This window comes from Streptomyces marincola (assembly GCF_020410765.1).
Taxonomy (GTDB): domain Bacteria; phylum Actinomycetota; class Actinomycetes; order Streptomycetales; family Streptomycetaceae; genus Streptomyces; species Streptomyces marincola.
In genome coordinates this window covers 5,721,218-5,743,943 of the sequence record NZ_CP084541.1, presented here as the reverse complement: position 1 = coordinate 5,743,943, position 22,726 = coordinate 5,721,218, and the positions used below count along the sequence as shown (strand labels likewise).

At 73.0% G+C, this 22,726-nt stretch carries 23 protein-coding genes; 12 read left to right on the top strand and 11 right to left on the bottom strand.

Annotated elements, in window-relative coordinates:
* Positions 1-59 precede the first annotated feature (59 nt).
* Positions 60-1,058 (top strand): DUF2637 domain-containing protein, encoded by a 999-nt coding sequence (locus LC193_RS25350; RefSeq protein WP_226077694.1) that lies wholly within the window; start codon positions 60-62, stop codon positions 1,056-1,058.
* A 79-nt stretch (positions 1,059-1,137) separates the two neighbouring features.
* Here the strand turns inward: LC193_RS25350 and LC193_RS25345 are convergent, their stop codons facing one another.
* The 4 genes from LC193_RS25345 to LC193_RS25330 form a co-directional block, all read right to left on the bottom strand.
* Entirely contained in the window at positions 1,138-1,605 is a 468-nt protein-coding gene (locus LC193_RS25345; protein ID WP_086161968.1) for a PPOX class F420-dependent oxidoreductase, read from the bottom strand.
* Positions 1,606-1,726: 121 nt separating this feature from the next.
* Positions 1,727-2,302, bottom strand: a complete 576-nt coding sequence (locus LC193_RS25340) for a TerD family protein (RefSeq protein WP_226077693.1) — start codon at positions 2,300-2,302, stop codon at positions 1,727-1,729.
* Between the two features lie 61 nt (positions 2,303-2,363).
* The gene (locus LC193_RS25335; protein WP_086157515.1) at positions 2,364-3,383 is read right to left on the bottom strand and encodes a hemolysin family protein; all 1,020 of its coding nucleotides are present in this window, start codon (positions 3,381-3,383) and stop codon (positions 2,364-2,366) included.
* Positions 3,380-4,702 (bottom strand): hemolysin family protein, encoded by a 1,323-nt coding sequence (locus tag LC193_RS25330; protein WP_226077692.1) that lies wholly within the window; start codon positions 4,700-4,702, stop codon positions 3,380-3,382. The genes LC193_RS25335 and LC193_RS25330 overlap by 4 nt, the downstream gene beginning before the upstream one ends.
* A gap of 236 nt (positions 4,703-4,938) precedes the next feature.
* Here LC193_RS25330 and LC193_RS25325 point away from each other — a divergent pair, with 236 nt between their 5' ends.
* On the top strand, positions 4,939-5,394 hold the full coding sequence (locus LC193_RS25325) for a tellurite resistance TerB family protein (RefSeq protein WP_226077691.1): 456 nt from the start codon (positions 4,939-4,941) through the stop codon (positions 5,392-5,394).
* Between the two features lie 61 nt (positions 5,395-5,455).
* Here the strand turns inward: LC193_RS25325 and LC193_RS25320 are convergent, their stop codons facing one another.
* From LC193_RS25320 to lon, 3 genes are all read right to left on the bottom strand, one after another.
* Positions 5,456-6,385, bottom strand: a complete 930-nt coding sequence (locus tag LC193_RS25320) for a M56 family metallopeptidase (protein ID WP_226077690.1) — start codon at positions 6,383-6,385, stop codon at positions 5,456-5,458.
* Positions 6,386-6,391: 6 nt separating this feature from the next.
* Positions 6,392-6,826, bottom strand: coding sequence for a BlaI/MecI/CopY family transcriptional regulator (locus tag LC193_RS25315; RefSeq protein WP_226077689.1), 435 nt, complete (start codon positions 6,824-6,826; stop codon positions 6,392-6,394).
* A gap of 254 nt (positions 6,827-7,080) precedes the next feature.
* Positions 7,081-9,477: an endopeptidase La gene (gene lon, locus LC193_RS25310; protein ID WP_226077688.1), complete on the bottom strand. Its 2,397-nt coding sequence runs from the start codon at positions 9,475-9,477 to the stop codon at positions 7,081-7,083.
* 381 nt (positions 9,478-9,858) lie between these two features.
* On the opposite strand from lon, the gene LC193_RS25305 reads away from it, so the two are divergent.
* Entirely contained in the window at positions 9,859-11,262 is a 1,404-nt protein-coding gene (locus LC193_RS25305) for a glycoside hydrolase family 6 protein (RefSeq protein WP_226077687.1), read from the top strand.
* A gap of 43 nt (positions 11,263-11,305) precedes the next feature.
* On the opposite strand, the gene LC193_RS25300 is transcribed toward LC193_RS25305, so the two are convergent.
* Complete coding sequence (locus tag LC193_RS25300) at positions 11,306-12,208, bottom strand: helix-turn-helix domain-containing protein (protein ID WP_226078876.1); 903 nt, start codon at positions 12,206-12,208, stop codon at positions 11,306-11,308.
* Positions 12,209-12,437: 229 nt separating this feature from the next.
* Here LC193_RS25300 and LC193_RS25295 point away from each other — a divergent pair, with 229 nt between their 5' ends.
* From LC193_RS25295 to LC193_RS25285, 3 genes are all read left to right on the top strand, one after another.
* On the top strand, positions 12,438-14,090 hold the full coding sequence (locus LC193_RS25295) for an acyl-CoA dehydrogenase family protein (RefSeq protein WP_226077686.1): 1,653 nt from the start codon (positions 12,438-12,440) through the stop codon (positions 14,088-14,090).
* A gap of 104 nt (positions 14,091-14,194) precedes the next feature.
* Positions 14,195-14,806, top strand: a complete 612-nt coding sequence (locus LC193_RS25290) for a hypothetical protein (RefSeq protein WP_226077685.1) — start codon at positions 14,195-14,197, stop codon at positions 14,804-14,806.
* A complete protein-coding gene (locus LC193_RS25285; protein WP_226077684.1) occupies positions 14,806-15,165 on the top strand; it encodes a hypothetical protein in 360 nt (119 codons plus the stop codon). Before LC193_RS25290 ends, LC193_RS25285 begins: the two co-directional genes overlap by 1 nt.
* 72 nt (positions 15,166-15,237) lie before the next feature.
* On the opposite strand, the gene LC193_RS25280 is transcribed toward LC193_RS25285, so the two are convergent.
* On the bottom strand, positions 15,238-15,474 hold the full coding sequence (locus tag LC193_RS25280; protein ID WP_226077683.1) for a hypothetical protein: 237 nt from the start codon (positions 15,472-15,474) through the stop codon (positions 15,238-15,240).
* 91 nt (positions 15,475-15,565) lie between these two features.
* On the bottom strand, positions 15,566-15,727 hold the full coding sequence (locus tag LC193_RS25275) for a hypothetical protein (RefSeq protein WP_226077682.1): 162 nt from the start codon (positions 15,725-15,727) through the stop codon (positions 15,566-15,568).
* A gap of 134 nt (positions 15,728-15,861) precedes the next feature.
* Between LC193_RS25275 and LC193_RS25270 the strand changes: the two genes are divergently transcribed.
* The gene (locus LC193_RS25270) at positions 15,862-17,214 is read left to right on the top strand and encodes a transcriptional regulator (RefSeq protein ID WP_226077681.1); all 1,353 of its coding nucleotides are present in this window, start codon (positions 15,862-15,864) and stop codon (positions 17,212-17,214) included.
* Between the two features lie 597 nt (positions 17,215-17,811).
* On the top strand, positions 17,812-18,177 hold the full coding sequence (locus LC193_RS25265) for a hypothetical protein (RefSeq protein WP_226077680.1): 366 nt from the start codon (positions 17,812-17,814) through the stop codon (positions 18,175-18,177).
* A gap of 68 nt (positions 18,178-18,245) precedes the next feature.
* Here LC193_RS25265 and LC193_RS25260 read toward each other — a convergent pair whose 3' ends face one another.
* Positions 18,246-18,908: a class I SAM-dependent methyltransferase gene (locus tag LC193_RS25260; RefSeq protein ID WP_226077679.1), complete on the bottom strand. Its 663-nt coding sequence runs from the start codon at positions 18,906-18,908 to the stop codon at positions 18,246-18,248.
* A 568-nt stretch (positions 18,909-19,476) separates the two neighbouring features.
* On the opposite strand from LC193_RS25260, the gene LC193_RS25255 reads away from it, so the two are divergent.
* Genes LC193_RS25255 through cysC form a run of 4 tightly spaced genes read left to right on the top strand, consistent with a single transcriptional unit; the run spans position 19,477 to position 22,712 of the window.
* Positions 19,477-21,171 carry a nitrite/sulfite reductase gene (locus LC193_RS25255; RefSeq protein WP_226077678.1) on the top strand — a complete coding sequence of 565 codons (1,695 nt, stop codon included), beginning with the start codon at positions 19,477-19,479 and terminating at the stop codon, positions 21,169-21,171.
* Positions 21,168-21,422 carry a hypothetical protein gene (locus tag LC193_RS25250; protein ID WP_226078926.1) on the top strand — a complete coding sequence of 85 codons (255 nt, stop codon included), beginning with the start codon at positions 21,168-21,170 and terminating at the stop codon, positions 21,420-21,422. The genes LC193_RS25255 and LC193_RS25250 overlap by 4 nt, the downstream gene beginning before the upstream one ends.
* Positions 21,419-22,132, top strand: a complete 714-nt coding sequence (locus LC193_RS25245) for a phosphoadenylyl-sulfate reductase (RefSeq protein ID WP_226077677.1) — start codon at positions 21,419-21,421, stop codon at positions 22,130-22,132. Before LC193_RS25250 ends, LC193_RS25245 begins: the two co-directional genes overlap by 4 nt.
* A gap of 34 nt (positions 22,133-22,166) precedes the next feature.
* Complete coding sequence (gene cysC, locus LC193_RS25240; RefSeq protein WP_226077676.1) at positions 22,167-22,712, top strand: adenylyl-sulfate kinase; 546 nt, start codon at positions 22,167-22,169, stop codon at positions 22,710-22,712.
* The last annotated feature ends 14 nt before the right edge of the window (positions 22,713-22,726 follow it).

Here is a 22,726-nt window from a genome sequence, read left to right as displayed (position 1 = left end):
CCACCACACGCGCCCGCGGTTTCGGTACTTCCCGGCACACCCACACAGGGGGCACCCCAATGGCATTGACGGATATAGAGCTGAGCTGGGTGCTGCCTGCCGCCGTGCTGCTCGCCGGGGTCGTCGTCGCGGCGGCCCTGCTCACCCGGGGCCGCAAGGGCGCGCAGGACAGCGCGGAGCCAGACTCGTGGGAGCGCCTTGAGGCGACGCGCCGCCGCCGCGAACGGGCCTACGCGTCGGCCTCCTACACGCTGCTGTTCTGCTGCGCCGGTGTGGCCGCGGCGCTGTCGTTCCAGGGCCTGGTCGGCTTCGGCCGGGAGAACCTGAACCTGTCGGGCGGCTGGGAGTACCTGGTGCCCTTCGGCCTCGACGGCGCGGCGATGTTCTGCGCGGTGATCGCGGTGCGCGAGGCCAGCCACGGCGACTCCTCGATGGGTTCGCGGCTGCTGGTGTGGCTGTTCGCGGGGGCGGCGGCCTGGTTCAACTGGGTGCACGCGCCGCGCGGGGCCGGGCACGCGGGCGCGCCGCACTTCTTCGCCGGCATGTCGCTGTCGGCCGCCATCCTCTTCGACCGCGCGCTGAAGCAGACCCGCAGGTCGGCCCTGCGCGAGCAGGGCCTGGTGCCGCGACCGCTGCCGCAGATCCGCTTCGTGCGGTGGATGCGCGCCCCGCGCGAGACGTACGCGGCCTGGTCGTTGATGCTCCTGGAGAACGTGCGCACGCTGGACGAGGCGGTCGAGGAGGTCCGCGAGGAGCGCCGCGCGAAGGAGGAGAAGCGCGCGAGCCAGCGCGAGCAGCGCAAGCTGGAGCGGGCCAGGATCAAGGCACTCGGCCGGCAGCGGCGGATGCTCCCGGCCGCCTCGGCGGCGCAGGACACCCAGGTGGAGGTCGCGGTCAAGCAGGAGCCCGCCGCCCTTGAGGCCGCGGGGCAGCGGCGCGCCCTGCACTCGTCCACCGACCTGAAGGAAGCCGCGGACGCCACGTCGATGTCCCAGGCCAGCCCGAGGCTCGACTCGCTTGAGGAGAAACTGGCCCGCATAGAGCGCCAGTTCGGCTGAGGCCCGCGCGGTCCCGCGCCGCGGATCCCCGGATCGCGCGGCCCCGCGCGGTCCGGGGCGCGAGCCCCGTGCCCCCGAGTCAGTCCGAGGCGAGCCGGGCCGGGAAGCCGCCGGTGGCGACGGGCCCCCAGCGCGTCGGCGTGACGCGGATCAGCGACTTGCCCTGGCGCAGCATCGCCGCCCGGTACTCGTCCCAGTCGGGGTGCTCACCGGCGATGTTCCGGTAGTACTCGACGAGCGGTTCGACCGAGTCGGGCACGTCGAGCACTTCCGCCGTGCCGTCGATCTGCACCCAGGGCCCGTCCCACTCGTCGGACAGCACGACCAGGCTGACCTCCGGGTCGCGCTTGGCGTTGCGCGTCTTGGCGCGCTCGGGGTAGGTGGAGACGACCACGCGCCCCGAGTCGTCGACGCCGCAGGTCAGCGGCGATGCCTGGGGAGCGCCGTCGGCGCGGCGGGTGAGCAGGATCGCCCGGTGCCTCGGGCGGACGAAGTCGAGCAGCTGGGCGCGGGTGACGCTGGTGTTCGTCGCGATCGTTGGGCTCATGGCCATGCACCCTACGCCCGCCCGGTGACGCGTGCGGGCCGGGCCCGGGGTGCCCCCCGGCCCGGCCCGCGATGGCCGCGATGGCCGCGAGGCGGTCCGGCCCCGCGGTGGCGCGGCGCGGTCAGATGTTGACGCCGTAGTCGGTGGCGATCCCGGCGAGGCCGGAGGCGTAGCCCTGGCCGACCGCGCGGAACTTCCAGTCGCCGCCGTGCCGGTACAGCTCTCCGAAGATCATCGCGGTCTCCGTCGCGGCGTCCTCGCTGAGGTCGTAGCGCGCCAGCTCGGCGCCGCCGTCCTGGTTGACGACACGGATGAACGCGTTGCTGACCTGGCCGAAGTTCTGACCCCGGTTGTTCGCGTCGTGGATCGACACGGGGAACACGATGGTCTGGATCTCGGGCGGCACGGCCGCGAGGTCGACCTTGATGACCTCGTCGTCGCCCTCGCCCTCACCGGTGAGGTTGTCGCCGGTGTGCTCGACCGAGCCGTCGGGGCTCGTGAGGTTGTTGTAGAAGACGAAGTGCTGGTCGGAGGCGACCTTGCCGCCGCTCGTGCAGAGCAGGGCACTGGCATCGAGGTCGTAGTCCGCACCGGTCGTGCTCCGCACGTCCCAGCCCAGGCCCACCAGAACCGCGGTGAGGCCGGGAGCCTCCTTGGTGAGTGAGACGTTCCCGCCCTTCGACAGACTCACGCCCATGATCTCCTCCTCCTGTGGTGCGTCGTAAATCTACAACACTGTAGAAGACAGCCGGCCGGGGTCATGCGGCCGGTGCCGGGCCGACCAGCGTGGTCAGCACGTCCTCCATGGTGACGAAGCCGAGCACCGTCCCCTTGCCGCCGGTGACGGCCGCGAGGTGGGTGCCGTCGGCGCGCATCGCGGTCAGCGTGTCGTCGAGCGGGGTGTCGATCTCGACGCGCGTGACCGCGTGCAGGGCGGAGCGCGGGAACGGCTTGGCGCGCTCGGTGACCCCGAGGGCGTCCTTGATGTGCAGGTAGCCGAGCACCGCGTCCCCCGGGCCGATGACGGGCAGCCGCGAGTAGCCGGCGGCGGTCGCGACCCGTTCCAGCTGGGCCGGGGTGATCCTGTGGTCCACGGTGGTCATCTTGCCCAGCGGGACGAGGATTTCGCCCACCGGGCGGGTGCCGAGTTCGAGCGCGTCGCGCAGCCGCTCGCCGTCCGCCGGGTCGAGCAGTCCGGCCTGGCTTGAGTCCGCGACCAGGCGGGCCAGCTGGTCGTCGGTGAAGACGGCCACCACCTCGTCCTTCGGCTCGACCTTCAGCAGCCGCAGCAGGGTGTTGGCGAAGGCGTTGATGCCGAAGATGACCGGCCGCAGCGCGCGGGTCACCGCGACGAGCGGCGGGCCGAGCAGCAGGGCGGTGGGGGCGGGGGCGGCGAGCGCGATGTTCTTGGGCACCATCTCGCCGATGAGCATGTGCAGGTAGGTCGCGAGCGACAGGGCGATGAGGAACGCGATGGGGTGCACCAGGCCGTGCGGCACGTTCAGCGCCTCGAACCCGGGTTCCAGCAGGTGCGCGATGGCGGGTTCCGCGACGGCGCCGAGGACCAGCGAGGACACCGTGATGCCCAGCTGGGCGGTGGCCATCAGCGTGGAGAGGTGTTCGAGACCCCACAGGGTGACGCGGGCCCGCTTGTCGCCGGCCTGCGCCCGCGGCTCGATCTGGCTGCGGCGCACGGAGATCATCGCGAACTCGGCGCCGACGAAGAAGGCGTTCGTCAGCAGGGTGAAGGCCCCTATGACGAGTTGGAGCGTGGTCACCTGGCCTCCTCCCGCACGGGCGCGGGCGCGGTGATCGCCACGCGGTCGGCGCGGTGGTGGTCGATGTCCAGCACGGTCAGCTCCCAGCCGCCGAGCCGCACGGTGTCGCCGCGGGCCGGAATGCGCGCGAGCTGGGTGGCCAGCAGGCCGGCCAGGGTCTCGTAGGGCCCGTCGGGGGCGTCGAGGCCGATGGCGGCGAGCTGGTCGAGGCGCACGCCGCCGTCCGCCTCCCAGCCCGCGCGGCCGTCGTCGGTGGGCGGCGCGGGGATCAGGTCGGGGAGCTCCAGCGGGTCGTGCTCGTCGCGGACCTCGCCGACGACCTCCTCGACGATGTCCTCGACCGTGGCGACGCCCGCGGTGCCGCCGTACTCGTCGATGATGACGGCCATCGTCCTGGTCGCGCGCAGCCGTTCGAGCAGCCGGTCGACGGGGAGGCTGTCGGGCACGAGCAGGGGCGGGGAGAGCAGTTCGGTCACGGGGGTGGTCAGCCGGTCGGCCGGGTCGAGGACCAGCACGTCGCGGATGTGGACGGTGCCGATGACCTCGTCGAGCGTCTCGCGGTAGACGGGGAAGCGCGAGAGTCCCGTGGCGTGCGTGAGGTTGGCCGCGTCGGCCGCGGTCGCGTGCGCTTCGAGCGCGAGCACGTCGACCCGCGGCGTCATCACGTTCTCCGCGGTCAGGTCGCCCAGGTGCAGGGTGCGCACGAACAGCTCGGCCGAGTCGGCCTCAAGGGCGCCCTCGGCCGCCGAGTGCCGGGCCAGCGCCACCAGTTCCTCGGGGGAACGGGCCGAGGCCAGCTCCTCGGTCGGCTCAAGGCCGAAGCCGCGCACCATCCGGTTCGCCGTGTTGTTCAGGTGCCCGATCAGCGGGCCGAAGACGGCCGTGAATCCGCGCTGCGGTCCCGCCACGACCTTCGCCACGGCCAGCGGCCGGGAGATCGCCCAGTTCTTGGGGACGAGTTCGCCGATCACCATGAGCACGACGGTGGAGATCACCACGCCGAGAACGGTGGCGACCGCGGGGGCGGCTCCGCCGAGGCCCACGTCCCGCAGCGGGCCGCGCAGCAGGCTCGCCAGCGAGGGCTCGGCGAGCATGCCGATGACCAGGGAGGTCACCGTGATGCCCAGCTGGGCGCCGGAAAGCTGAAGGGTGAGCCGCCGCACGGCGCGCAGCGCCCCGTCGGCGCCGCGTTCACCTGACTCGGCGGCGCGCTCAAGCTCGCCGCGCTCGACGGTTGTCAGGGAGAACTCGGCGGCGACGAAGATCGCGCAGGCGAACATGAGGGACAGGGCAAGCAGGAGCAGCAGCAGCTCGGTCACCGTGCCACCCCCCCGCCCTGACTCTCGTGTGTGCGTTGGGGAACGGCACGGCTCGTACTGGGAGGTTCACCCATGGTGGGTTCGCTGCTCCTTCGACTGACGGAAGCTTCGACAACGGGGGGCGGTGCGCCCGGACTCCAGCGTAAAGGGCGCATCAAGCCTTTACACCGGAACACCCTATGCTTCTACACGCCTGTAGAAAATGGCGTTCCGCCCCGAGAACATCTGGAGAGCCGATGGCCCTGTGGGACCGTGTCAAGGAATCCGCCCAGTCGATGCAAACGCAGCTGATGGCGAAGAAGAACGACCTCAAGAGCGGCGCCTTCCGCGACGCGAGCATGGCGATGTGCGCCCTGGTCGCGGCGGCGGACGGGCAGATCGAGCCGGCCGAGCGGCAGCGCGTCGCACAACTGATCGCGGGTAACGACGTGCTGCGCGAGTTCCCCGCCGACGACCTTCAGCGCCGGTTCGGCGCGAACCTGGACAAGCTGACCGCCGACTTCGAGTTCGGCAAGGTCGGGGTGCTCCAGGAAATCGCGAAGGCCAAGAAGAAGCCGGCCGAGGCGCGCGCCGTCATCCAGATCGGGATCGTGATCGGCGGCGCGGACGGCGACTTCGACGCCGTCGAGCGCGGCGTGGTCCGCGAGGCGTGCTTCGCGCTCGGCCTGCCGCCCGAGGAGTTCGACCTCTGAGCGCGCCCGCGCGCCCGGGCCCGCGGGCGCACGGCCGCGCGCGGGCCCGGGCCCGCGCGGGTCACAGCGGGGTCGCCGTCTTCAGCAGCAGGACGAGCGTGACGGTGGCGTTCGCGGAGAACAGCGCGGAGGCCGTCGTGCCCGCCGCCGCCGTCCAGGCGGCCAGGCCGATCGCGGTGAACGCGGGCGGCCACGGGCGCGGCGCCGGCGGCGGGTCGAGCAGCGCGGCGACGCGCCGCGGCACCGGGCCGGGGGCCGCGGCGCCGGCCAGCGTCGCGGCCGGCGCGCCGCGCGAGACGAGCGCGGCGTGCGCGATGGCGCGCGCCACCGACCTGCGGTCGCCCACCTCGCGCGCCGCCTCCTCGTCCGCCCACCGCTCCGCGACGTAGGACACGGCGGTGGCCAGCGGCCGGAGGAAGGGGTTGGCGCGCGCGGCGAGCTGCGCCACCAGCAGGTACCGGTGGTGCCGGCCGGCGAGGTGGGCACGCTCGTGCGCGAACAGCGCCCTGCGCTCCGCGGGTGCCATCCGGTCGAGCAGCCCGCGCGAGACCACGATCCGCCCCCGGGCGCCGGGCAGCGCCCACGCGTAGGGCTCCGGATCGGGGAGCACGGCGACGGGTCCCGCGGGCAGGCCGGCCAGGGCGCGCCCGGCGTCGCGGCGGACGCGGACGTGGCGCAGCAGGGTCCGGCCGCAGGCCAGGACGACGAGCACGAGCGCGGGGATGGCGGCGCGGCCCGCGACCTCCTCGAACGGGACGGCCTCGCGCACCTCGGGGTCCGACCAGCCGTCGGGCAGCGGGTTGCCTGGCAGCTGGGCGGTGCCGACGACCATGACCAGGGCCAGGCACAGCGTGCTGCACACGGCGAGCACCCCGGCGACCGTCGTCAGCAGCCGGGTGGCGACCCGGGGGTGGAGGCGCTGCTCGGCGAGCCGCGCGACCGGCCAGGCGGTCAGCGGCAGCACCAGCGGAAGGAAGACGAAGAGCCCCATGGCCGCTCAGTCCTCCGACTCCCCGGCGCCGGCGCCGTCATCGTCGTCGTCGGATGCCCCGTGCGGCTCCCCCAGCTCGGCGAGCAGCCCGCGCAGCACCTGCTCGTCGTCGGCGGAGAGAGCGGTGACGAAGCTGGCGAGCACGGCCTTCCGGTCGGATTCGCCGTCCAGCACGCGGCGCATGCGCAGGGCAGCGAGACCGGCCTCGTCGGCCGCCGGGGTCCACGCGAAGGAACGGCCCGCCTTCTCGCGCCGGGCCGCGCCCTTGGCCAGCAGCCGGGTCAGGGTGGTGACGACGGTGGTGTAGGCCAGGTCGCCGCCGATGCGCTCCCGCACCCAGGCCGCGCTCACCGGGCCGGGCGCGGACCCGAGCGCGGCGAGCACCTGTGCCTCAAGCTCGCCCTGCCCGCGCCGCCGGACGCGCCCGTGCCGGTCCTTCACCACGCCCCCTCACGCCCCCTCGACGTTTCTCGGACGAACCCGCGGCACCGTGCGCGACGGTGTCGCGGGAACTGGTCGTCCGCGTGGGCGGCGGTACTCGTCCTGACGGTTGCGCCCCGGTGGCGTTCATCCTGATGGCCGCCCGCCATCGGCGTTCCATGGTAGTGCCCGCCGACCGGGGCCCGCCTCCGCGGGCGGAGGCGGGCGACGCGCGGCGGCCTCCGCCCCGGGCGGGGCGGAGGCCGTCCGGCCGCTCAGGCGGCCACGGCCGCCGGCGCGTCGGCCGGCGTCAGGGCCAGGTCGAGCACCTGCCGCACGTCGCTCACCGGGTGCACCTGGAGCTTCGCCAGGATCTCGCGCGGCACGTCGTCGAGGTCGGGCTCGTTCCGCTTGGGGATGACGACCGTGGTGAGGCCGGCCCGGTGCGCGGCGAGCAGCTTCTGCTTGACGCCGCCGATGGGCAGGACCCGGCCGGTCAGGGACACCTCGCCGGTCATCGCCACGTCGGGCCGCACCTGCCGGCCGCTGAGCAGCGAGGCCAGGGCGGTGATCATCGTGATGCCGGCGCTCGGCCCGTCCTTGGGCACCGCGCCCGCGGGAACGTGCAGGTGGATGCCGCGCTCCTTCAGGTCACCGACCGGCAGTTCCAGTTCGGCGCCGCGCGAGCGCAGGTAGGACAGCGCGATCCGCCCCGACTCCTTCATCACGTCGCCGAGCTGCCCGGTGAGGGTCAGGCCCGCGCCGCCGGTCTCCGGGTCGGCCAGCGACGCCTCGACGAAGAGGACGTCGCCGCCCGTGCCGGTCACGGCGAGCCCGGTGGCCACGCCCGGCACGGCGGTGCGCCGTTCGCCCGGCTCCTGGGCCGCCTCCGGCGTGTGGTGCGGGCGGCCGACGAGGTCGCGCAGCCCGGCGACGGTGACGGTGTGGGGCAGCGCCAGCTCGCCCAGCTCCGCGCGGGCCGCGACCTTGCGCAGCAGCCGGGACAGCACGCGTTCCAGACCGCGGACACCGGCCTCCCTGGTGTACTCGCCGGCCAGCTTGCGCAGCACGGCCTCCTCGACGACGACCTCGCCGGCGCCGAGACCGGTGCGTTCGATCTGCCGCGGCAGCAGGTGGTCGCGCGCGATGGTGACCTTCTCGTCCTCGGTGTAGCCGTCGAGGCGCACCAGGTCCATCCGGTCGAGCAGCGGCTGCGGGATGGCGTCGAGCACGTTGGCGGTGGCCAGGAACACCACGTCGGACAGGTCGAGCTCGACCTCCAGGTAGTGGTCGCGGAAGGTGTGGTTCTGCGCCGGGTCGAGCACTTCGAGGAGCGCGGCCGAGGGGTCGCCCCGGTAGTCGCTGCCGACCTTGTCGATCTCGTCGAGGAGGATCACCGGGTTCATCGAGCCGGCCTCCTTGATCGCCCGGACGATGCGCCCCGGCAGCGCGCCGACGTAGGTGCGCCGGTGGCCGCGGATCTCCGCCTCGTCGCGGACACCGCCGAGCGCGACGCGCACGAACGTGCGGCCCATGGCGCGGGCGACGCTCTCGCCGAGGCTCGTCTTGCCGACGCCGGGCGGGCCGACGAGGCCGAGCACGGCGCCGCCGCGGCGTCCGCCGATGACGCCGAGGCCGCGGTCGGCGCGGCGCTTGCGGACGGCGAGGTATTCGGTGATGCGCTCCTTGACGTCGTCGAGGCCGGCGTGGTCGGCGTCGAGCACGGCCTTGGCCCCCGCGATGTCGTAGGCGTCCTCGGTGCGGGTGGTCCAGGGCAGTTCGAGCACGGTGTCGAGCCAGGTGCGGATCCAGCTGCCCTCCGGGCTCGCGTCCGAGGCGCGCTCCAGCTTGTCGACCTCCTTGAACGCGGCCTCGCGGACGGCGTCGGGCAGGTCGGCGGCCTCGACGCGGGCCCGGTAGTCGTCGCCCTCGTCGGCCGCGTCGCCGTTCAGCTCGGCCAGTTCCTTGCGGACGGCGTCGAGCTGGCGGCGCAGCAGGAACTCGCGCTGCTGCTTGTCGACGCCCTCCTGGACGTCCTTGGCGATCGACTCCGCGACGTCCTCCTCCGCGAGGTGTTCGCCGAGGAGGGAGACGGCGAGCCGCAGGCGTTCCACCGGGTCGGTGGTGCGCAGCAGGGTGACGCGCTGGTCGGTGCCCAGGAACGGCAGGTAGCCGGCGTTGTCGGCGAGGAGCCCGATGTCCTCGATCTGCTGGACGCGGTCCACGACCTGCCAGGCGCCGCGCTTGCGGAGCCAGGTGGTGCTCAGCGCCTTGTACTCCTTGACCAGCTCGGCGACGGCGCCGGGCAGCGGGCTCGGCGCGGCCTCCTCGACCGGCGTGCCCTCGACCCACAGCGCGGCGCCGGGGCCCGTGGTGCCGGAGCCGATGCGGACGCGGCGCAGGCCGCGGACCAGCGCGCCCGGGTCGCCGTCGGCGAGGCGGCCGACCTGTTCGACGCGGCCGAGCACACCGATGTCGGTGTAGCGGCCGTCGACGCGCGGCACGAGCAGCAGCTGCGGCTTCTCGCCGCCGGGCGCGGCGACCTGCGCGGCCTCGACGGCGGCGCGCACCTCGGCGTCCGACAGCTCCAGCGGCACCACCATGCCCGGCAGCACCACCTCGTCGTCGAGCGGCAGCACCGGCAGGGTGAGTACGGTGAACGACGAAGTCATGATGTCTCCCTCGGCAAGCAACTTGAGCTATGTCTGCTCAATGCTTGGCGGGGTGCCGATGTTCCTCGCGGGCGGCCTGTTCGCTGTGAGCGATACCCCGGCCGTTGCCGGGCAGCGGCGCGGGCCCGCACCCACGGGCGACAACGCTCCAGGGCCCCGCCCGCATCCCGCCGGGCACACGTGCGGCTGATCGTTACGCGGCCGGGCCCGGCTGACACGGCCGGCGGGGAATCACCTCGCCACCGGGGGACGGGACCCCGCCGGGGCGGCGCGGCGCGGCCCCGGCACCGCCCCGTCCGTTCCGCTTCCGCGCCCGCGGGGGCGGTGCTACGTTCAGCATGGGAGCGCTCCCGTCCGTCGGCCGACGTCGCGAGGAGCTACATGAACGCCCGTTCGACCTCAGGCGCGGGAGCTGCCCGCCCCGCGCGCCACCCCGTCCGCCACCGCGCGCTCGTCGCCGTCGCCGGCGCGTGCGCCGTCGCGGCCGGCCTGCTCGCCACCGGTCCCGCGAACGCCGCGCCGCCCACCGCCGCCGCGCGCGGAGGCAACCCGTACGAGGGGGCGAGTGTCTACGTCGACCCCGAGTGGTCCGCGAACGCGGCCTCGGTCCCCGGCGGCGCCGCCGTCGCCGACCAGCCGACGGCGGTCTGGCTCGACTCCCGCGCCGCCGTCCACGGGTCCGGGGCCGGCGCCGACCGCACCATGGGACTCGCGGACCACCTCGACGCCGCGCTCGCCCAGGACGCCGACCTGGTGCAACTGGTCCTCAACAACCTGCCGGGCCGCTCCTGCGCCCGCGAGGCCGGGCAGGGCGAGCTGACCCCCGGCGCCCTGGAGCGCTACCGGCGCGAGTACGTGGACCCCATCGTGGACATCATCGGCGACCCGGCCTACGCCGGGCTGCGGATCGTCGCCGTCATCGAGCCCGACTCCCTGCCCAACCTCGTCCTGCACACCGGCAACCGCTACGGGGCCACCTGGATGTGCGAACAGGTCCTGGAGTCGGGTTCCTACGTGCGGGGCATCGGCTACGCCCTCGCGCAACTGGGCGAACTGCCCCACGTCTACACCTACCTCGACGCCGGCCACCACGCCCGGATCGGCTGGGACGAGGACTTCATGGCGGTCACCCGGCTGATGTGGGAGGCGGCGAGCACGGAGGGCGCCAGGCCCGCCGACGTCCACGGCTTCGCCGTCAACGTCGCGAACTACAGCGTGCTGCGCGAGGAGTACTTCACCGTCGACGACGTGGTCCACGACCGCCCGGCCCTGCAATCCCGCTGGGTGGACTGGAACCCCTACGTCGACGAGCTGCCGTTCGCCGAGGCCGTGCGCGAGCGGTTCGTCCGGCTCGGCTTCGACTGGGACATCGGCATCCTGGTCGACACCTCGCGCAACGGATGGGGCGGTCCCGACCGCCCGGCCGGCCCGCCGGACCCCGACCACCCGTGGCAGAACATCGACGACTACGTGGACAGCAACCGCCTCGACCGGCGCATCCACACCGCGCATTGGTGCAATCAAACGGGCGCGGGCCTCGGCGAGCGCCCGGTCGCGAGCCCCGCGCCCGGCATCGACGCCTACGCGTGGATCAAGCCGCCCGGCGAGTCGGACGGTTCGGCCGTGAACCTGCCGGGCGCCGGAGGACGGCAGCCGGACGCGATGTGCGACACCCACGACTGGTATCTGCGGCCGACCGGCGCGCTGCCCGGCGGCGGCCTGGCAGGCGACTGGTTCCCCGAGCACTTCGAGCAGCTGCTGGCCAACGCCCACCCGCCCCTGTGACCGCGGCCCCGGCGGGCGCGCGAGGACCCGCCCGCCGGGCCTCCTACGTGTCGCGGCGGATCTCGTACAGGAAGTCGCGGGTCTCGGCCGGCGGGTGGGCCTCCACGACCAGACGGTTCATCATGTGCCGGTACTGCTCGATCTCGGACGGCTTGTCGGGGTAGACGCCGCCGGTGAGCTGCTCCAGGTAGACGACGTCGGGCAGCTCGCCGCCCGGCGGGCGCAGCACGGTCACGGGCCCGGCTATCGCGGCGTGCCCGCCCGCCGCGAACGGCACCACCTGCACGGTGACGTGCGGCAGTGTCGACATCTCGATGAGGTGGTCGAGCTGGCGGCGCATCAGCGCCGCGTCGCCCATCGAACGGCGCAGCGCCGCCTCGTCGAGCACGACCCACAGGTGCGGCGGGCGGGCGCGGTGCAGGACGCGCTGACGGGCCATGCGCAGTTCGATGCGGCGGTCGATCCGCTCCTCGGTGTCCTCGGGCCCGAGCAGTACGACGGCGCGCGCGTAGTCCTCGGTCTGGAGCAGCCCGGGCACGAACTGGAGTTCGTAGGCGCGGATCAGCACCGCCGATTGTTCGAGACCGAGGTAGACGTTCAGCCAGGAGGGCACCACGTCGTAGTAGACGTGCCACCAGCCCGGCGTGTTCGACTGGCGGGCCAGCGCGAGCAGCGTCTCGGCCTCCGCCTCGTCGGTGACGCCGTACAGGGCGAGCAGGTCGGCCACGTCCCTGGCCTTGAACCCGGTCCTGCCCATCTCCAGCCGGCTGATCTTCGAGTGCGAGGCCCTGATCCGGGCGCCGGCGTCGGCGCCGGTGATGCCGCGCGCCTCGCGAAGCTGACGCAGACGCGCCCCGAGCACCATGCGCGGCACGGTGGGCCCCGTCTGCTGGTAGTCAACGGTACGAGCGGCACTGCGCTCACCGACGGACTCCTCGTGCTTCATCACGCCCATGCCCGCTCCCATCGCAGAGGCCGCGAACGCCCAACTGTACTAAGGTTCCCCGCTCGATCGGATAGGGCGGTCACAGGCATTTGCCCGCGGTGGCGGGCGCGCACCCCCCGCGCCCCGCATCCCTCCCGTACGGGCTCGCAGCGCCTCAGCGTAGCGGCCCGCCGCCGCGCGGCTCCGCCGAGGTGGTGACGGGCGGGCGGCCCGGGCCTACGGTTGCGGCATGACGCCACGCACTCACTCGGTGACCAACCAGGTCCCGCCCCTGGTGGGCTACGACGTGTTCGGGCAGGACGCCGCGCTCTCCGAGGCGTTCGCCCGGCACGTGTCCGCGGGCACCGCCGACGAGGCGACCGCGGAACTGCGCGCGCTCGGCGAGGCGGCCGGCTCCGCCGAGGCGGCCGAGCTCGGGGCGCGGGCGAACGCGTACCCGCCGGTGCTGCGCACCCACGACCGCTACGGCCACCGCGTCGACGAGGTCGACTTCCCCCCGGCGTGGCACCAACTGCTGGAGCGGGCCGTCGCGGCCGGGCTCACCGACGCGTGGTCGCGCCCTGACGGGCACCTGCGGCGCGCCGCGGGCTTCCTGGTGTGGACGCAGGTGGAGGCGGGGCACGGCTGCCCCCTGTCCATGACGCACGCCGCCGTGCCCGCGCTGCGCGCCGAACCAGAACTCGCCCGCGTCTGGGAGCCGTTGCTCACCTCGCGGACCTACGATCCCGGACTCCGCCCCGCGGCCGGCAAGGCGGGCGCGCTGGCCGGGATGGGCATGACGGAGAAGCAGGGCGGCTCCGACGTGCGGACCAACACCACGCGCGCCGAACCGCTCGCGGAGGCCGGCGTCTACGCGCTCACCGGGCACAAGTGGTTCTGCTCCGCGCCGATGTCGGACGCGTTCCTCGTGCTCGCGCAGGCCCCCGGGGGCCTGACCTGCTTCCTGCTGCCCCGGGTGCTGCCGGACGGCACGCGCAACGCGTTCCGCCTCCAGCGGCTCAAGGACAAGCTGGGCAACCGCTCCAACGCCTCGGCCGAGGTCGAGTTCGACGGCACCACCCTGGCCCGGCGCGTGGGCGAGGAGGGCCGGGGCGTGGCGACGATCATCGAGATGGTCGCCGCCACGCGCCTGGACTGCGCGGCCGGCTCCGCGGCCCTCATGCGGCAGGCGGTGGCGCAGGCGGTGCACCACGCCGCCCACCGGGAGGCGTTCGGCGGCCGGCTCGTCGACAAACCGCTGATGCGCAACGTTCTGGCCGACCTCGCGATCGAGTCGGAGGCGGCGACCGCGCTCACGATGCGCCTCGCGGCGGCCTGCGACGCCGCGGCGGCGGGCAGCGCGCAGGAACGGCACCTGCTGCGGATCGCGGTCCCGGCGGCCAAGTACTGGATCACCAAGCGCTGCACACCGCTGGTCGTCGAAGCCCTCGAATGCCTGGGCGGCAACGGCTACGTGGAGGAGTCCGGCATGCCGCGCCTGCTGCGCGAGTCGCCGCTGAACTCCATCTGGGAGGGCTCGGGCAACGTGCAGGCCCTCGACGTGCTGCGGGCGCTGCGCCGGGACCCCGGCGCCCTGAACGCGTTCCTCACCGAGATCGGCCGGGCGGCCGGCGCGGACCACCGGCTCGACGCCGCGACGAAGGCGCTGCTGACGGAGATGTCCGACCTGGAGGGCATCGAGGGCCGGGCCCGGCGCCTGGCCGAACGGATCGCGCTCGTGCTCCAGGGCTCCCTGCTGGTGCGGTACGCGCCGCCCGAGGTGGCGGACGCCTTCTGCGCCTCGCGGCTGGGCGGCGAGTGGGGTGCGGCGTTCGGGACCCTGCCCGACTCCGGGGCGCTGACCGCCGTGGTCGAGCGCGCCCGGCCGTTGAACGGAACGTGAGCACGGCAGGTTTGGTCCGGGACCGCCAGGTAACACGGAGTCATGACAACCCGCGGGAGAACCTCTCTACGAATGGGGGCGTCATGATGACAACCATCATTGTTATGGCTGTTGTCGTCGTCGCCGTGGTCGTGCTGCTCGTGGCACTGCCCACGGTCGGCCCCGGCAACGGCAGCCTTCAACGCCGCTTCGGCCCCGAGTACGAACGGACGGTCGCCCGGCACGACGGCGACACGAAGGCGGCGAAGAAGGAGCTCGCCGAGCGGGTGCGGCAGCACGGCCGGCTGCGGGTGCGCCCGTTGACCGCCGGCGAGCGTGAGACCTACGAGGGCAAGTGGGCCCGGGTACAGGAACGCTTCGTGGACGCGCCGGGGACGGCGCTGGCCGAGGCCGACCACCTGCTGACGCAGCTCGTGCACGACCGCGGCTACCCATCGGACGCGTACGACGACCAGGTGGCGGCGCTGTCCGTGCACCACCCCCGGCACGTCGAGGCGTACCGGCAGCTGCACGGCATGGCGGGGCACGCCGCGACGGGCGGCACGGGCACGGGCACGGAGGAGATGCGGGAGGCGCTGCTGCGCGGCCGGGACCTGTTCCGCGAACTGCTCACGGCGGGGCCGCAGGACGCGGCCGAACACCGGGCGGGCCCGCGGCTGTTCCGGATGCGCCACAGCACTCCGCAGCGGCACGCGGCGACGAAGGGTGGTGCGTGATGGATCTGCACAGGGCCGAGACGGACGCGTACAACACGGCGCCGGGCACCGGCGCCGGGGCCGACCTGGGCATCGAGGTACCGGCGAACGCGTCGGCCCCGCTGATCCCCCAGGGCGAGATCGACCGCCTCGGCGCGGGACTGCACCGGGCGCTGGCCGGATTCGTCGACGACCCGGAACGGGCCCTGACGGACGCGGACTTCCTGCTTGAGGAGACCGTTGCCCAGCTCACCGAGGCCCTGAGCGCCCGCCGCAAGGACCTGCGCGGCGGCTGGCAGGAGCACGGCGCGGACACGGAACGGCAGCGGGTACTGCTCCTCGACTACCGCGACCTGGTGGAACGCCTCCTCGGCGTCTGAGACCTTCGTCCCCCCACACGGCGGCCCCCGGGGTTCCACCCCGGGGGCCGCCCCGTGCCGCACCGCCCCGCCTCACCCCCGCGTCCGGCGGCGCAGCCGCGGATCGACGAGACGGGCCGCCCAGAGCACCGTGCGGGCGTGCAGGGTGAACGTCTCCCCGGTGGTGAAGAGCAGACGCTTGCGTCCGGGCCCCAACGCGGTCATGTCCCCGACGGTGAAGCACTGGCCGCCGATCATCAGTTGGTCACCACGCCGGACGGTGCGCGCGTCGACCTCGACCGCGATCTGCACGCCGACCGGCTGGTTCATCGCGGCACCGCCGACGGTTCCGCATCCGAAGAGGCACCGACCGGTAACGGCACGGCTGTCGGGCGGGTCATGGGCGGCACGCGGCATGACGTCATTGCTTCTCGACCTCCTGGCCCAGGTGTTCGCGGATGGCACGGTCGAGTCGCTCGACCTGGACGTGCAGTTCGTCGAGCGTGGGGCTGTCGCCTCGCGGCGTCGATGAGGGGATCACGGCGTCGGGGCTTGGGGCGTCCTGCTCTGCGGGGCTCGTCATGGTGGTCCACCTCCGGTCCTTCGAACGGCTCTTTGTGTACGTACAGCCAACGCGGCCTGCGATCCCGGGGGCACTGTCGGAAGGGTGGCGAAGGGTGTTGCTCGGAATACCCTGCGTGGCAGAAGGGCGCGATCATGAAGACGCCGAACGACCGGCTGGCCCACTGGCTTGAGCGGTCCGGCCTGAGCCGCGGTGAACTGGCCCGGCGGGTGCAGTCGAACGCCGTCGCCCGGGGGGAGCCGCACATCGCGCCCGACGCGACGCGGGTGCGCTGCTGGCTCGGTGGGGAAAGCCCGCGCGACCCGGTGCCCGACGTCCTGGCGGACGTGTTCTCCGAGCATTTCGGCTTCCGGGTGACGACCTATGACCTCGGCCTGGGCGATCGGGGCGGCGCTCGGGCCGCACTGGTGTACAACGCCTCGTACGCGGCTACCGTGGAAGCTGTCGCCGATCTGGGGAGAGCGGACGTGGACCGACGGAAGTTCCTGACAGCGGCGCCGTTCACGGCCGTGGCCGCCGTGGGTCCGTCGCGGGACTGGCTGGTGAACACCCTTGATCAGTCCCCGGTTGCCGGGCCGCGCGTGCGCCTGGAGGACGTCTCCGCCGTGCGGAACATGTTCACGACGTTCCAGCGCATGGACATCTTCCAGGGTGGCGGGTCCGGCCGCCTGGTGCTGGCCGAGTACATGACGCAGCACGTCTATCCGCTGCTGCGCCGGACGCATACCGAAGACGTGCGGCGTGCCTTGTGCGAGGCCGCGGCCGAGCAGACCTACCTGCTGGGCTGGATGGCCTACGACAACGGCGAACACGGGACGGCGCAGCGCTACTTGATCCAGTCGCTGCGGCTGGCCGAGGAGTCGAGGAACGCGGCGCTCGGCGCGCACGTGCTGGCCGGGATGGCGGATCAGGCGACGTTGCAAGGCGATCCTGCCGAGGGGCGGCGGCTCGCGCAGGCAGGGCGGCAGGGCCTGGCCCGGGGCACGTCCCCGGCCTGCCTGGCGGACCTGTGGTGCCTGGAGGCGCGGGCGCTCGCGCTGTTGGGCGACCGGGCGGGGGCCGCGCACGCCGTGGCCGAGTCGGAACGGGCACAGGAGCGGGTGCGGTTGGAGGAGGAGCCGGACTGGGCGGCGTTCATCGACGTGGCCTACCTGCACGGTGAGCACGCGAACACGTTCAGGGACCTCGGCGACGCCGACGCCGCCCAGGAGCACGCCCGGCGGTCCATCGGCCACGCGCGGCAGCAGAAGCGCGCCCGGCGCGGGTCCATGTCGCAGGCGGCCCTTGCCGTCGCCCACCTGCAACGGCGCGATCTGGAGGCCGCGCACGGCGCCGGACTGCGCGCCGTGTCACTCGCCGGTCAGGTGAAGTCCTCGCGCTCCGTGGAGGCGGTGCAGGATCTCCAGCGGCGCATGCGCCCGTTCGGACGGCATCGGCTCGTGGCCGATTTCAACGAACGTGCCGCCCAGCTCGTTTCCGCCGCCTAGTGCCGCGTCAGTCAGGAGCAGACGGGTCCCGGCATGGGCGGCCCGGCCGCTCGGGCCGACCGGCCGAAGGCCGCAGCGCGCACGAGGGCGGCCGGGGTCGCCCTCGCGCCGGTAGGCGCGCGCTCTTGAGCCAGTGAAGAAACTTCGGACCAGGATGCCCGGGCGGTTGGCGGCGTGCATCCGGCGAGGCCCGGCGCGGCGCCCGTCAGCAGGGAGGCGCGGGGGATGCGTGGCCGGGCCAGCGGGCACAGGCAGGGTCGGTCCGGTGTCGCCCCGCAGGAAACTCCGGGTGGGGTAGGGACGTTCGAGCGACAGAACAGCCGGGAGAAGACAACCGTTGGCGCAACATCTGCTCACCACGCCGCACGGTGTGCGCGTCGCCGCCGACCGGGCGGAGTATCGCGAACGGCCCTGCCGTTCCCATGTGGACGCCCACACGCCGGGCCGCGCGGTCCCGGAGCAGCGCTCCCACGTTCGGGTGACCATAGCCAGTGTCTCCCATGGCTGCCTGCCCCTCTCCCCACGGCCGGGCGGCTCCCGCACACTTTCGGACGATTTCGATGATCGAAGACGGCCAAGGACTGACAAGGAGATTCGATGAGCGACGAGCCGGGGCGCCTTTTCCGCGACGCGTGGATTGCCGGCGTCACGAAGCACTTCCCGGGCGAGCCCAAGCCGGGCTACATCGCCCCGTGGACCGAGACCCCGGCGTGGGAGAGGGCAGCCGCCGCAGCAGTCTGCGACCAGGTGCGGCAGTTCATCGAACGCAGCGGCGGGCAGACCGTGCGGCTCACGCGTGAGCAGAAGGGTCGGTTCGTCGCCATCTGCTGGATCGCCCAGATCTACCGGCGTTTCGAATCCCCGAAGGCGAGTTACGTCGCGGACTGGGAAGACCTTCCGGCGTGGCAGCGTGAAACGGACGCGGACATCTTCGAGGCGATCGAACGGCACTTCCTCGGGTAGTCCCCCAGCCCGGTCCTTTTACCGCGCGGGCCGCGGAGCCAGCGCACGGACGGGGCGCAGTGACAGCCTCAGGGGCGCTGAGCACGTCCGATCAGGGTTCCGATGTGGCCGGGTTCGGGGGCCGCCAGGACGCGGACGTGAGCGTTGATGAGCCCCGCGTCCGACAGGAATCCCTCCCACACTTCCGGCGGGTAGCTGTAGCGGTAGGTGAACATGGCCGGTCCGGCGAACCCTCCCTTGTACATTCCTTGCGGGCCGTAGGCGCCGGGAATGGCCGGTGGTTGCGAGAACACGAACACACCGCCTGGACTCAGCCGTTCGGCAACCAGCGGGAAGAGCCGCGCGGGATCGGCGAACCATGCCGCCCCGAACATGGAATAGATGGCGTCATAGGTCGTGGGGTCGTTCTCCAGGTGCGCGATGACCTCGGCACAGATGAACTCGACGCCGAGTGGCCCCCACCTTTCGGTGGTTTGCTGGACCATGACGGGGGAAAGGTCGATGCCCGTTGCCTTGACGCCTCGCTGCGCGAGATGGGCCAGCGCACGACCGGTACCGCAGCCGATTTCCAGCACGCTGTTCGGCTCGCCCAGGAGTTCGGTTCCCGGCCCGTGGTCGCCGTACTGCGTCCACCGGAAGCGGGCCTCAGCGCTCGTCACGGTCTTCCTGGTACTTTCCGCGTAGGTGTCCCACAGTTCGCGCTCGTGGTCGTAGTTGTGCTCTGCGGGCACGGCATTACCTCTCGCGTGGGGCGTGCTCCCGCCCGGACGCACTGGACGGGGCCACGCACTCTAACGGGTGTCGCGAGAGTGTCGAGGATCAATGCGTGGACGCCACCGATATCGACGACCTCCCACAGCGATGTGGATCTCCGCACGCCCCAAGGCCGTGATCGCGCGAGGCGGGGCGTTCGCCTGCCCTCTGCCGGGGCGGCCGGAGGTCGCGCGGGACGGGTCACCGCGAAGTGACCGAGTGTGAGCGCATCGCCACACGTTTCACATATTGGGACAGCATCGTCCACATAGTGGTTATTGGTGGACGCAGGAGACACCGCGTGCCACTCTGCGGTCATGTCACGAGCTGGAATCGCCTTGGTAAGTCGGCCTCACGTCGACCACGGCCGTACGTCCAGCGCCATCTGTCCGGCCTGCTGAGAGCCGCAGCGCCAGCCGGCTCACCACCCCTCCCAGCCGCGGTAGTTACCCCGACCCGACCGTTCAGCTCTGCCCTGTATGCCCGCAATGTCGCGAGTGCCCAGCCGGCGGAGCCGCCCTGCTGCCCGCAGAAGGATCGCGTGCCATGCCCGAGCCCGCCAGCAAGCCCGTCGCCCCGTCCCGCCGCAAGGCCGGCCGCCACCGCGGCGAAGGCCAGTGGGCGGCCGGCCACTTCACTCCGCTCAACCCCAACGAGCAGTTCAAAAAAGACGACGACGGTCTCAATGTGCGGACACGCATTGAGACGGTCTACTCCAAGCGAGGGTTCCAGTCGATCGACCCGCAGGATCTGCGGGGCCGCATGCGCTGGTGGGGCCTGTACACGCAGCGCAAGCCCGGCATCGACGGCGGCAAGACCGCGATCCTCGCGCCCGAGGAACTGGACGACGAGTACTTCATGCTGCGGGTCCGCATCGACGGCGGACGCCTCACGACGCAGCAGTTGCGCGTCATCGGCGAGATCTCCCAGGAGTTCGCGCGCGGCACGGCCGACGTGACCGACCGGCAGAACGTGCAGTACCACTGGATCCGCATCGAGGACGTGCCCGAGATCTGGCGGCGGCTCGAAGCCGTCGGCCTGTCGACCACCGAGGCGTGCGGCGACACACCGCGCGTCGTCGTGGGCTCGCCCGTGGCCGGTATCGCCGCCGACGAGATCATCGACGGCACCCCCGCCATCGAGGAGATCCACCGCCGGGTCATCGGCAACAAGGCGTACTCCAACCTGCCGCGCAAGTTCAAGACCGCCGTCTCGGGCTCGCCGCTGCTCGACGTGGCGCACGAGATCAACGACGTGGCGTTCGTCGGCGTGCGCCACCCCGAACTCGGCCCCGGGTTCGACGTGTGGGTCGGCGGCGGCCTGTCGACCAACCCCAAGATCGGCGTCCGACTCGGCGCCTGGGTGCCGGCCGATGAGGTGGCCGACGTGCACGAGGGCATCGTCGGCCTGTTCCGCGACTACGGCTACCGCAGGCTGCGCACGCGCGCCCGCATCAAGTTCCTGGTCGCCGACTGGGGGCCGGAGAAGTTCCGCCAGGTGCTTGAGGACGAGTACCTGCTGCGCCGCATGGCCGACGGCCCCGCGCCCGAGGCCCCCGTGCACCACTGGCGCGACCACGTCGGCGTGCACCGCCAGCGCGACGGCCGGTACTACGTGGGCTTCGCGCCGCGCGTGGGGCGGGTCGACGGGACCACGCTGACCAAGATCGCCGATCTCGCCGAGGCGCACGGCTCGCAGCGGGTGCACACCACCGTGCAGCAGAAGATGATCATTCTGGACGTGCCGGAGGACCGGGTCACCGCGCTCACCGAGGGCCTGGCCGCGCTCGACCTCGCCGTCGAGCCCTCCGCGTTCCGGCGCGGCACGATGGCCTGCACCGGCATCGAGTTCTGCAAGCTCGCCATCGTGGAGACCAAGGGCCGCGGCTCCTGGCTCATCGACGAACTGGAGCGCCGCCTCCCCGGGTTCGACGAGCCGGTCACCATCAACATCAACGGCTGCCCCAACTCCTGCGCCCGCATCCAGGTGGCCGACATCGGCCTCAAGGGGCAGCTGGTCACCGACGACGCGGGCAACCAGGTCGAGGGCTACCAGGTGCACCTCGGCGGCTCCCTCGGCCTCGAACCCGGCTTCGGCCGCAAGGTCCGCGGCCTGAAGGTCACCGCGGCGGGGCTCGCCGACTACGTCGAACGCGTCCTGCGCGCCTACCAGGAGCAGCGCGAGCCCGGGGAGCGCTTCGCCCAGTGGGCGGCCCGCGCCGACGCGGAGTCGCTGTCGTGAGCGAGCGGGCCGCCCCGTTCTACTGCCCGTACTGCGGGGACGAGGACCTGCGCCCCGCCGAGCACGGCCACGGCAGCTGGGAATGCGCCGCGTGCAACCGGGCCTTCCGGCTGTCCTTCCTCGGCCTGCTCGCCCGAGGGGCCGCCGCGCCCCGCCCGGGCGGGCCGGTCGCGGAGCCGGACGGCCGGGGCGGCGGCCCCGGCGGCGCGCCCGCCGCCCCGACGAGCCGAGGAAGGGAAGGCACACGATGAACGCCACTACCACCGAGCGCCCCAGCGCCGAGGACCTGCGCGTTCTCGCGGAGAGCGCGGGACGCGAACTCGACGGCGCGCCCGCGCTCGACATCCTGCGCTGGGCCGCGGAAACGTTCGGCCCCCGGCTGTGCGTCACGTCCTCGATGGCCGACGCCGTCGTGGCGCACCTGGCCTCGCGCGCCCTGCCGGGGATCGACGTGCTGTTCCTCGACACCGGCTACCACTTCCCCGAGACGATCGGCACCCGGGACGCGGTCGCGGCCTTCGTCGACGCCAACGTCATCACCCTCACGCCCCGGCAGACCGTCGCGGAGCAGGACGCCGAGCACGGGCCCGCGCTGTACGCGCGCGACCCGGACCTGTGCTGCGCGCTGCGCAAGGTGCGGGTGCTGGAAGCCGGCCTCGCGCCCTACGACGCGTGGGCCACGGGACTGCGCAGGGACGAGGCGCCCTCCCGCGCCGACACGCCGGTCGTGGGCTGGGACGCCAAGCGCGAAAAGGTGAAGATTGCCCCGATAGCTCACTGGACGCAGGCGGATGTGGAAGCCTATGTCGCGGAGCACGGCGTGCTCACCAACCCGCTTCTCCAGGACGGTTATACGTCCATAGGCTGCGCGCCCTGCACGCGCCGCACCGCCGAGGGCGAGGACGCGCGGGCCGGCCGCTGGGCCGGGACGTTCAAGACCGAGTGCGGGCTGCACGGCTGAGGCCGGGATGACACCGACGACGAGGAACCACGAGATGAACGCGACAGGGCAGGGCGCCACCATCTGGCTCACCGGCCTGCCCAGCGCCGGCAAAACGACGATCGCCCGGGCGCTGGCCACCCGGCTCACCGGCGAGGGCCACCGGGTCGAGGTGCTCGACGGGGACGAGATCCGCGAGTTCCTGTCCGCGGGGCTCGGCTTCTCCCGCGCGGACCGGCACACCAACGTGCAGCGCATCGGCTTCGTCGCCCAACTGCTCGCCGCGCACGGCGTGAAGGCGCTCGTGCCGGTGATCGCCCCCTACGCCGACAGCCGCGAGGCGGTGCGCAAACGCCACCAGGCCGCGGGCACCGCCTACGTCGAGGTGCACGTCGCCACCCCCGTCGAGATCTGCTCGGAACGGGACGTGAAGGGCCTGTACGCCAAACAGGCCGCGGGCGAACTCAGCGGTCTCACCGGCGTGGACGACCCGTACGAGATCCCGGCCGACCCCGACCTGCGGATCGCCGCCCACGAGCAGACCGTCGAGGACTCCGCCACCGCGCTGCACGCGCTGCTGCGCGACCGGGGGCTGCTGTGAGGCGCGGCGGGACG

Coding starts and splice junctions, on each gene's coding strand:
- LC193_RS25350 (WP_226077694.1), top strand. CDS start 60: ATGGCATTGACGGATATAGAGCTGAGCTGGGTGCTGCCTGCCGCCGTG.
- LC193_RS25345 (WP_086161968.1), bottom strand. CDS start 1,605: ATGAGCCCAACGATCGCGACGAACACCAGCGTCACCCGCGCCCAGCTG.
- LC193_RS25340 (WP_226077693.1), bottom strand. CDS start 2,302: ATGGGCGTGAGTCTGTCGAAGGGCGGGAACGTCTCACTCACCAAGGAG.
- LC193_RS25325 (WP_226077691.1), top strand. CDS start 4,939: ATGGCCCTGTGGGACCGTGTCAAGGAATCCGCCCAGTCGATGCAAACG.
- LC193_RS25320 (WP_226077690.1), bottom strand. CDS start 6,385: ATGGGGCTCTTCGTCTTCCTTCCGCTGGTGCTGCCGCTGACCGCCTGG.
- lon (WP_226077688.1), bottom strand. CDS start 9,477: ATGACTTCGTCGTTCACCGTACTCACCCTGCCGGTGCTGCCGCTCGAC.
- LC193_RS25305 (WP_226077687.1), top strand. CDS start 9,859: ATGAACGCCCGTTCGACCTCAGGCGCGGGAGCTGCCCGCCCCGCGCGC.
- LC193_RS25300 (WP_226078876.1), bottom strand. CDS start 12,208: ATGAAGCACGAGGAGTCCGTCGGTGAGCGCAGTGCCGCTCGTACCGTT.
- LC193_RS25295 (WP_226077686.1), top strand. CDS start 12,438: ATGACGCCACGCACTCACTCGGTGACCAACCAGGTCCCGCCCCTGGTG.
- LC193_RS25290 (WP_226077685.1), top strand. CDS start 14,195: ATGGCTGTTGTCGTCGTCGCCGTGGTCGTGCTGCTCGTGGCACTGCCC.
- LC193_RS25285 (WP_226077684.1), top strand. CDS start 14,806: ATGGATCTGCACAGGGCCGAGACGGACGCGTACAACACGGCGCCGGGC.
- LC193_RS25280 (WP_226077683.1), bottom strand. CDS start 15,474: ATGAACCAGCCGGTCGGCGTGCAGATCGCGGTCGAGGTCGACGCGCGC.
- LC193_RS25275 (WP_226077682.1), bottom strand. CDS start 15,727: ATGACGAGCCCCGCAGAGCAGGACGCCCCAAGCCCCGACGCCGTGATC.
- LC193_RS25270 (WP_226077681.1), top strand. CDS start 15,862: ATGAAGACGCCGAACGACCGGCTGGCCCACTGGCTTGAGCGGTCCGGC.
- LC193_RS25265 (WP_226077680.1), top strand. CDS start 17,812: ATGAGCGACGAGCCGGGGCGCCTTTTCCGCGACGCGTGGATTGCCGGC.
- LC193_RS25255 (WP_226077678.1), top strand. CDS start 19,477: ATGCCCGAGCCCGCCAGCAAGCCCGTCGCCCCGTCCCGCCGCAAGGCC.
- LC193_RS25245 (WP_226077677.1), top strand. CDS start 21,419: ATGAACGCCACTACCACCGAGCGCCCCAGCGCCGAGGACCTGCGCGTT.
- cysC (WP_226077676.1), top strand. CDS start 22,167: ATGAACGCGACAGGGCAGGGCGCCACCATCTGGCTCACCGGCCTGCCC.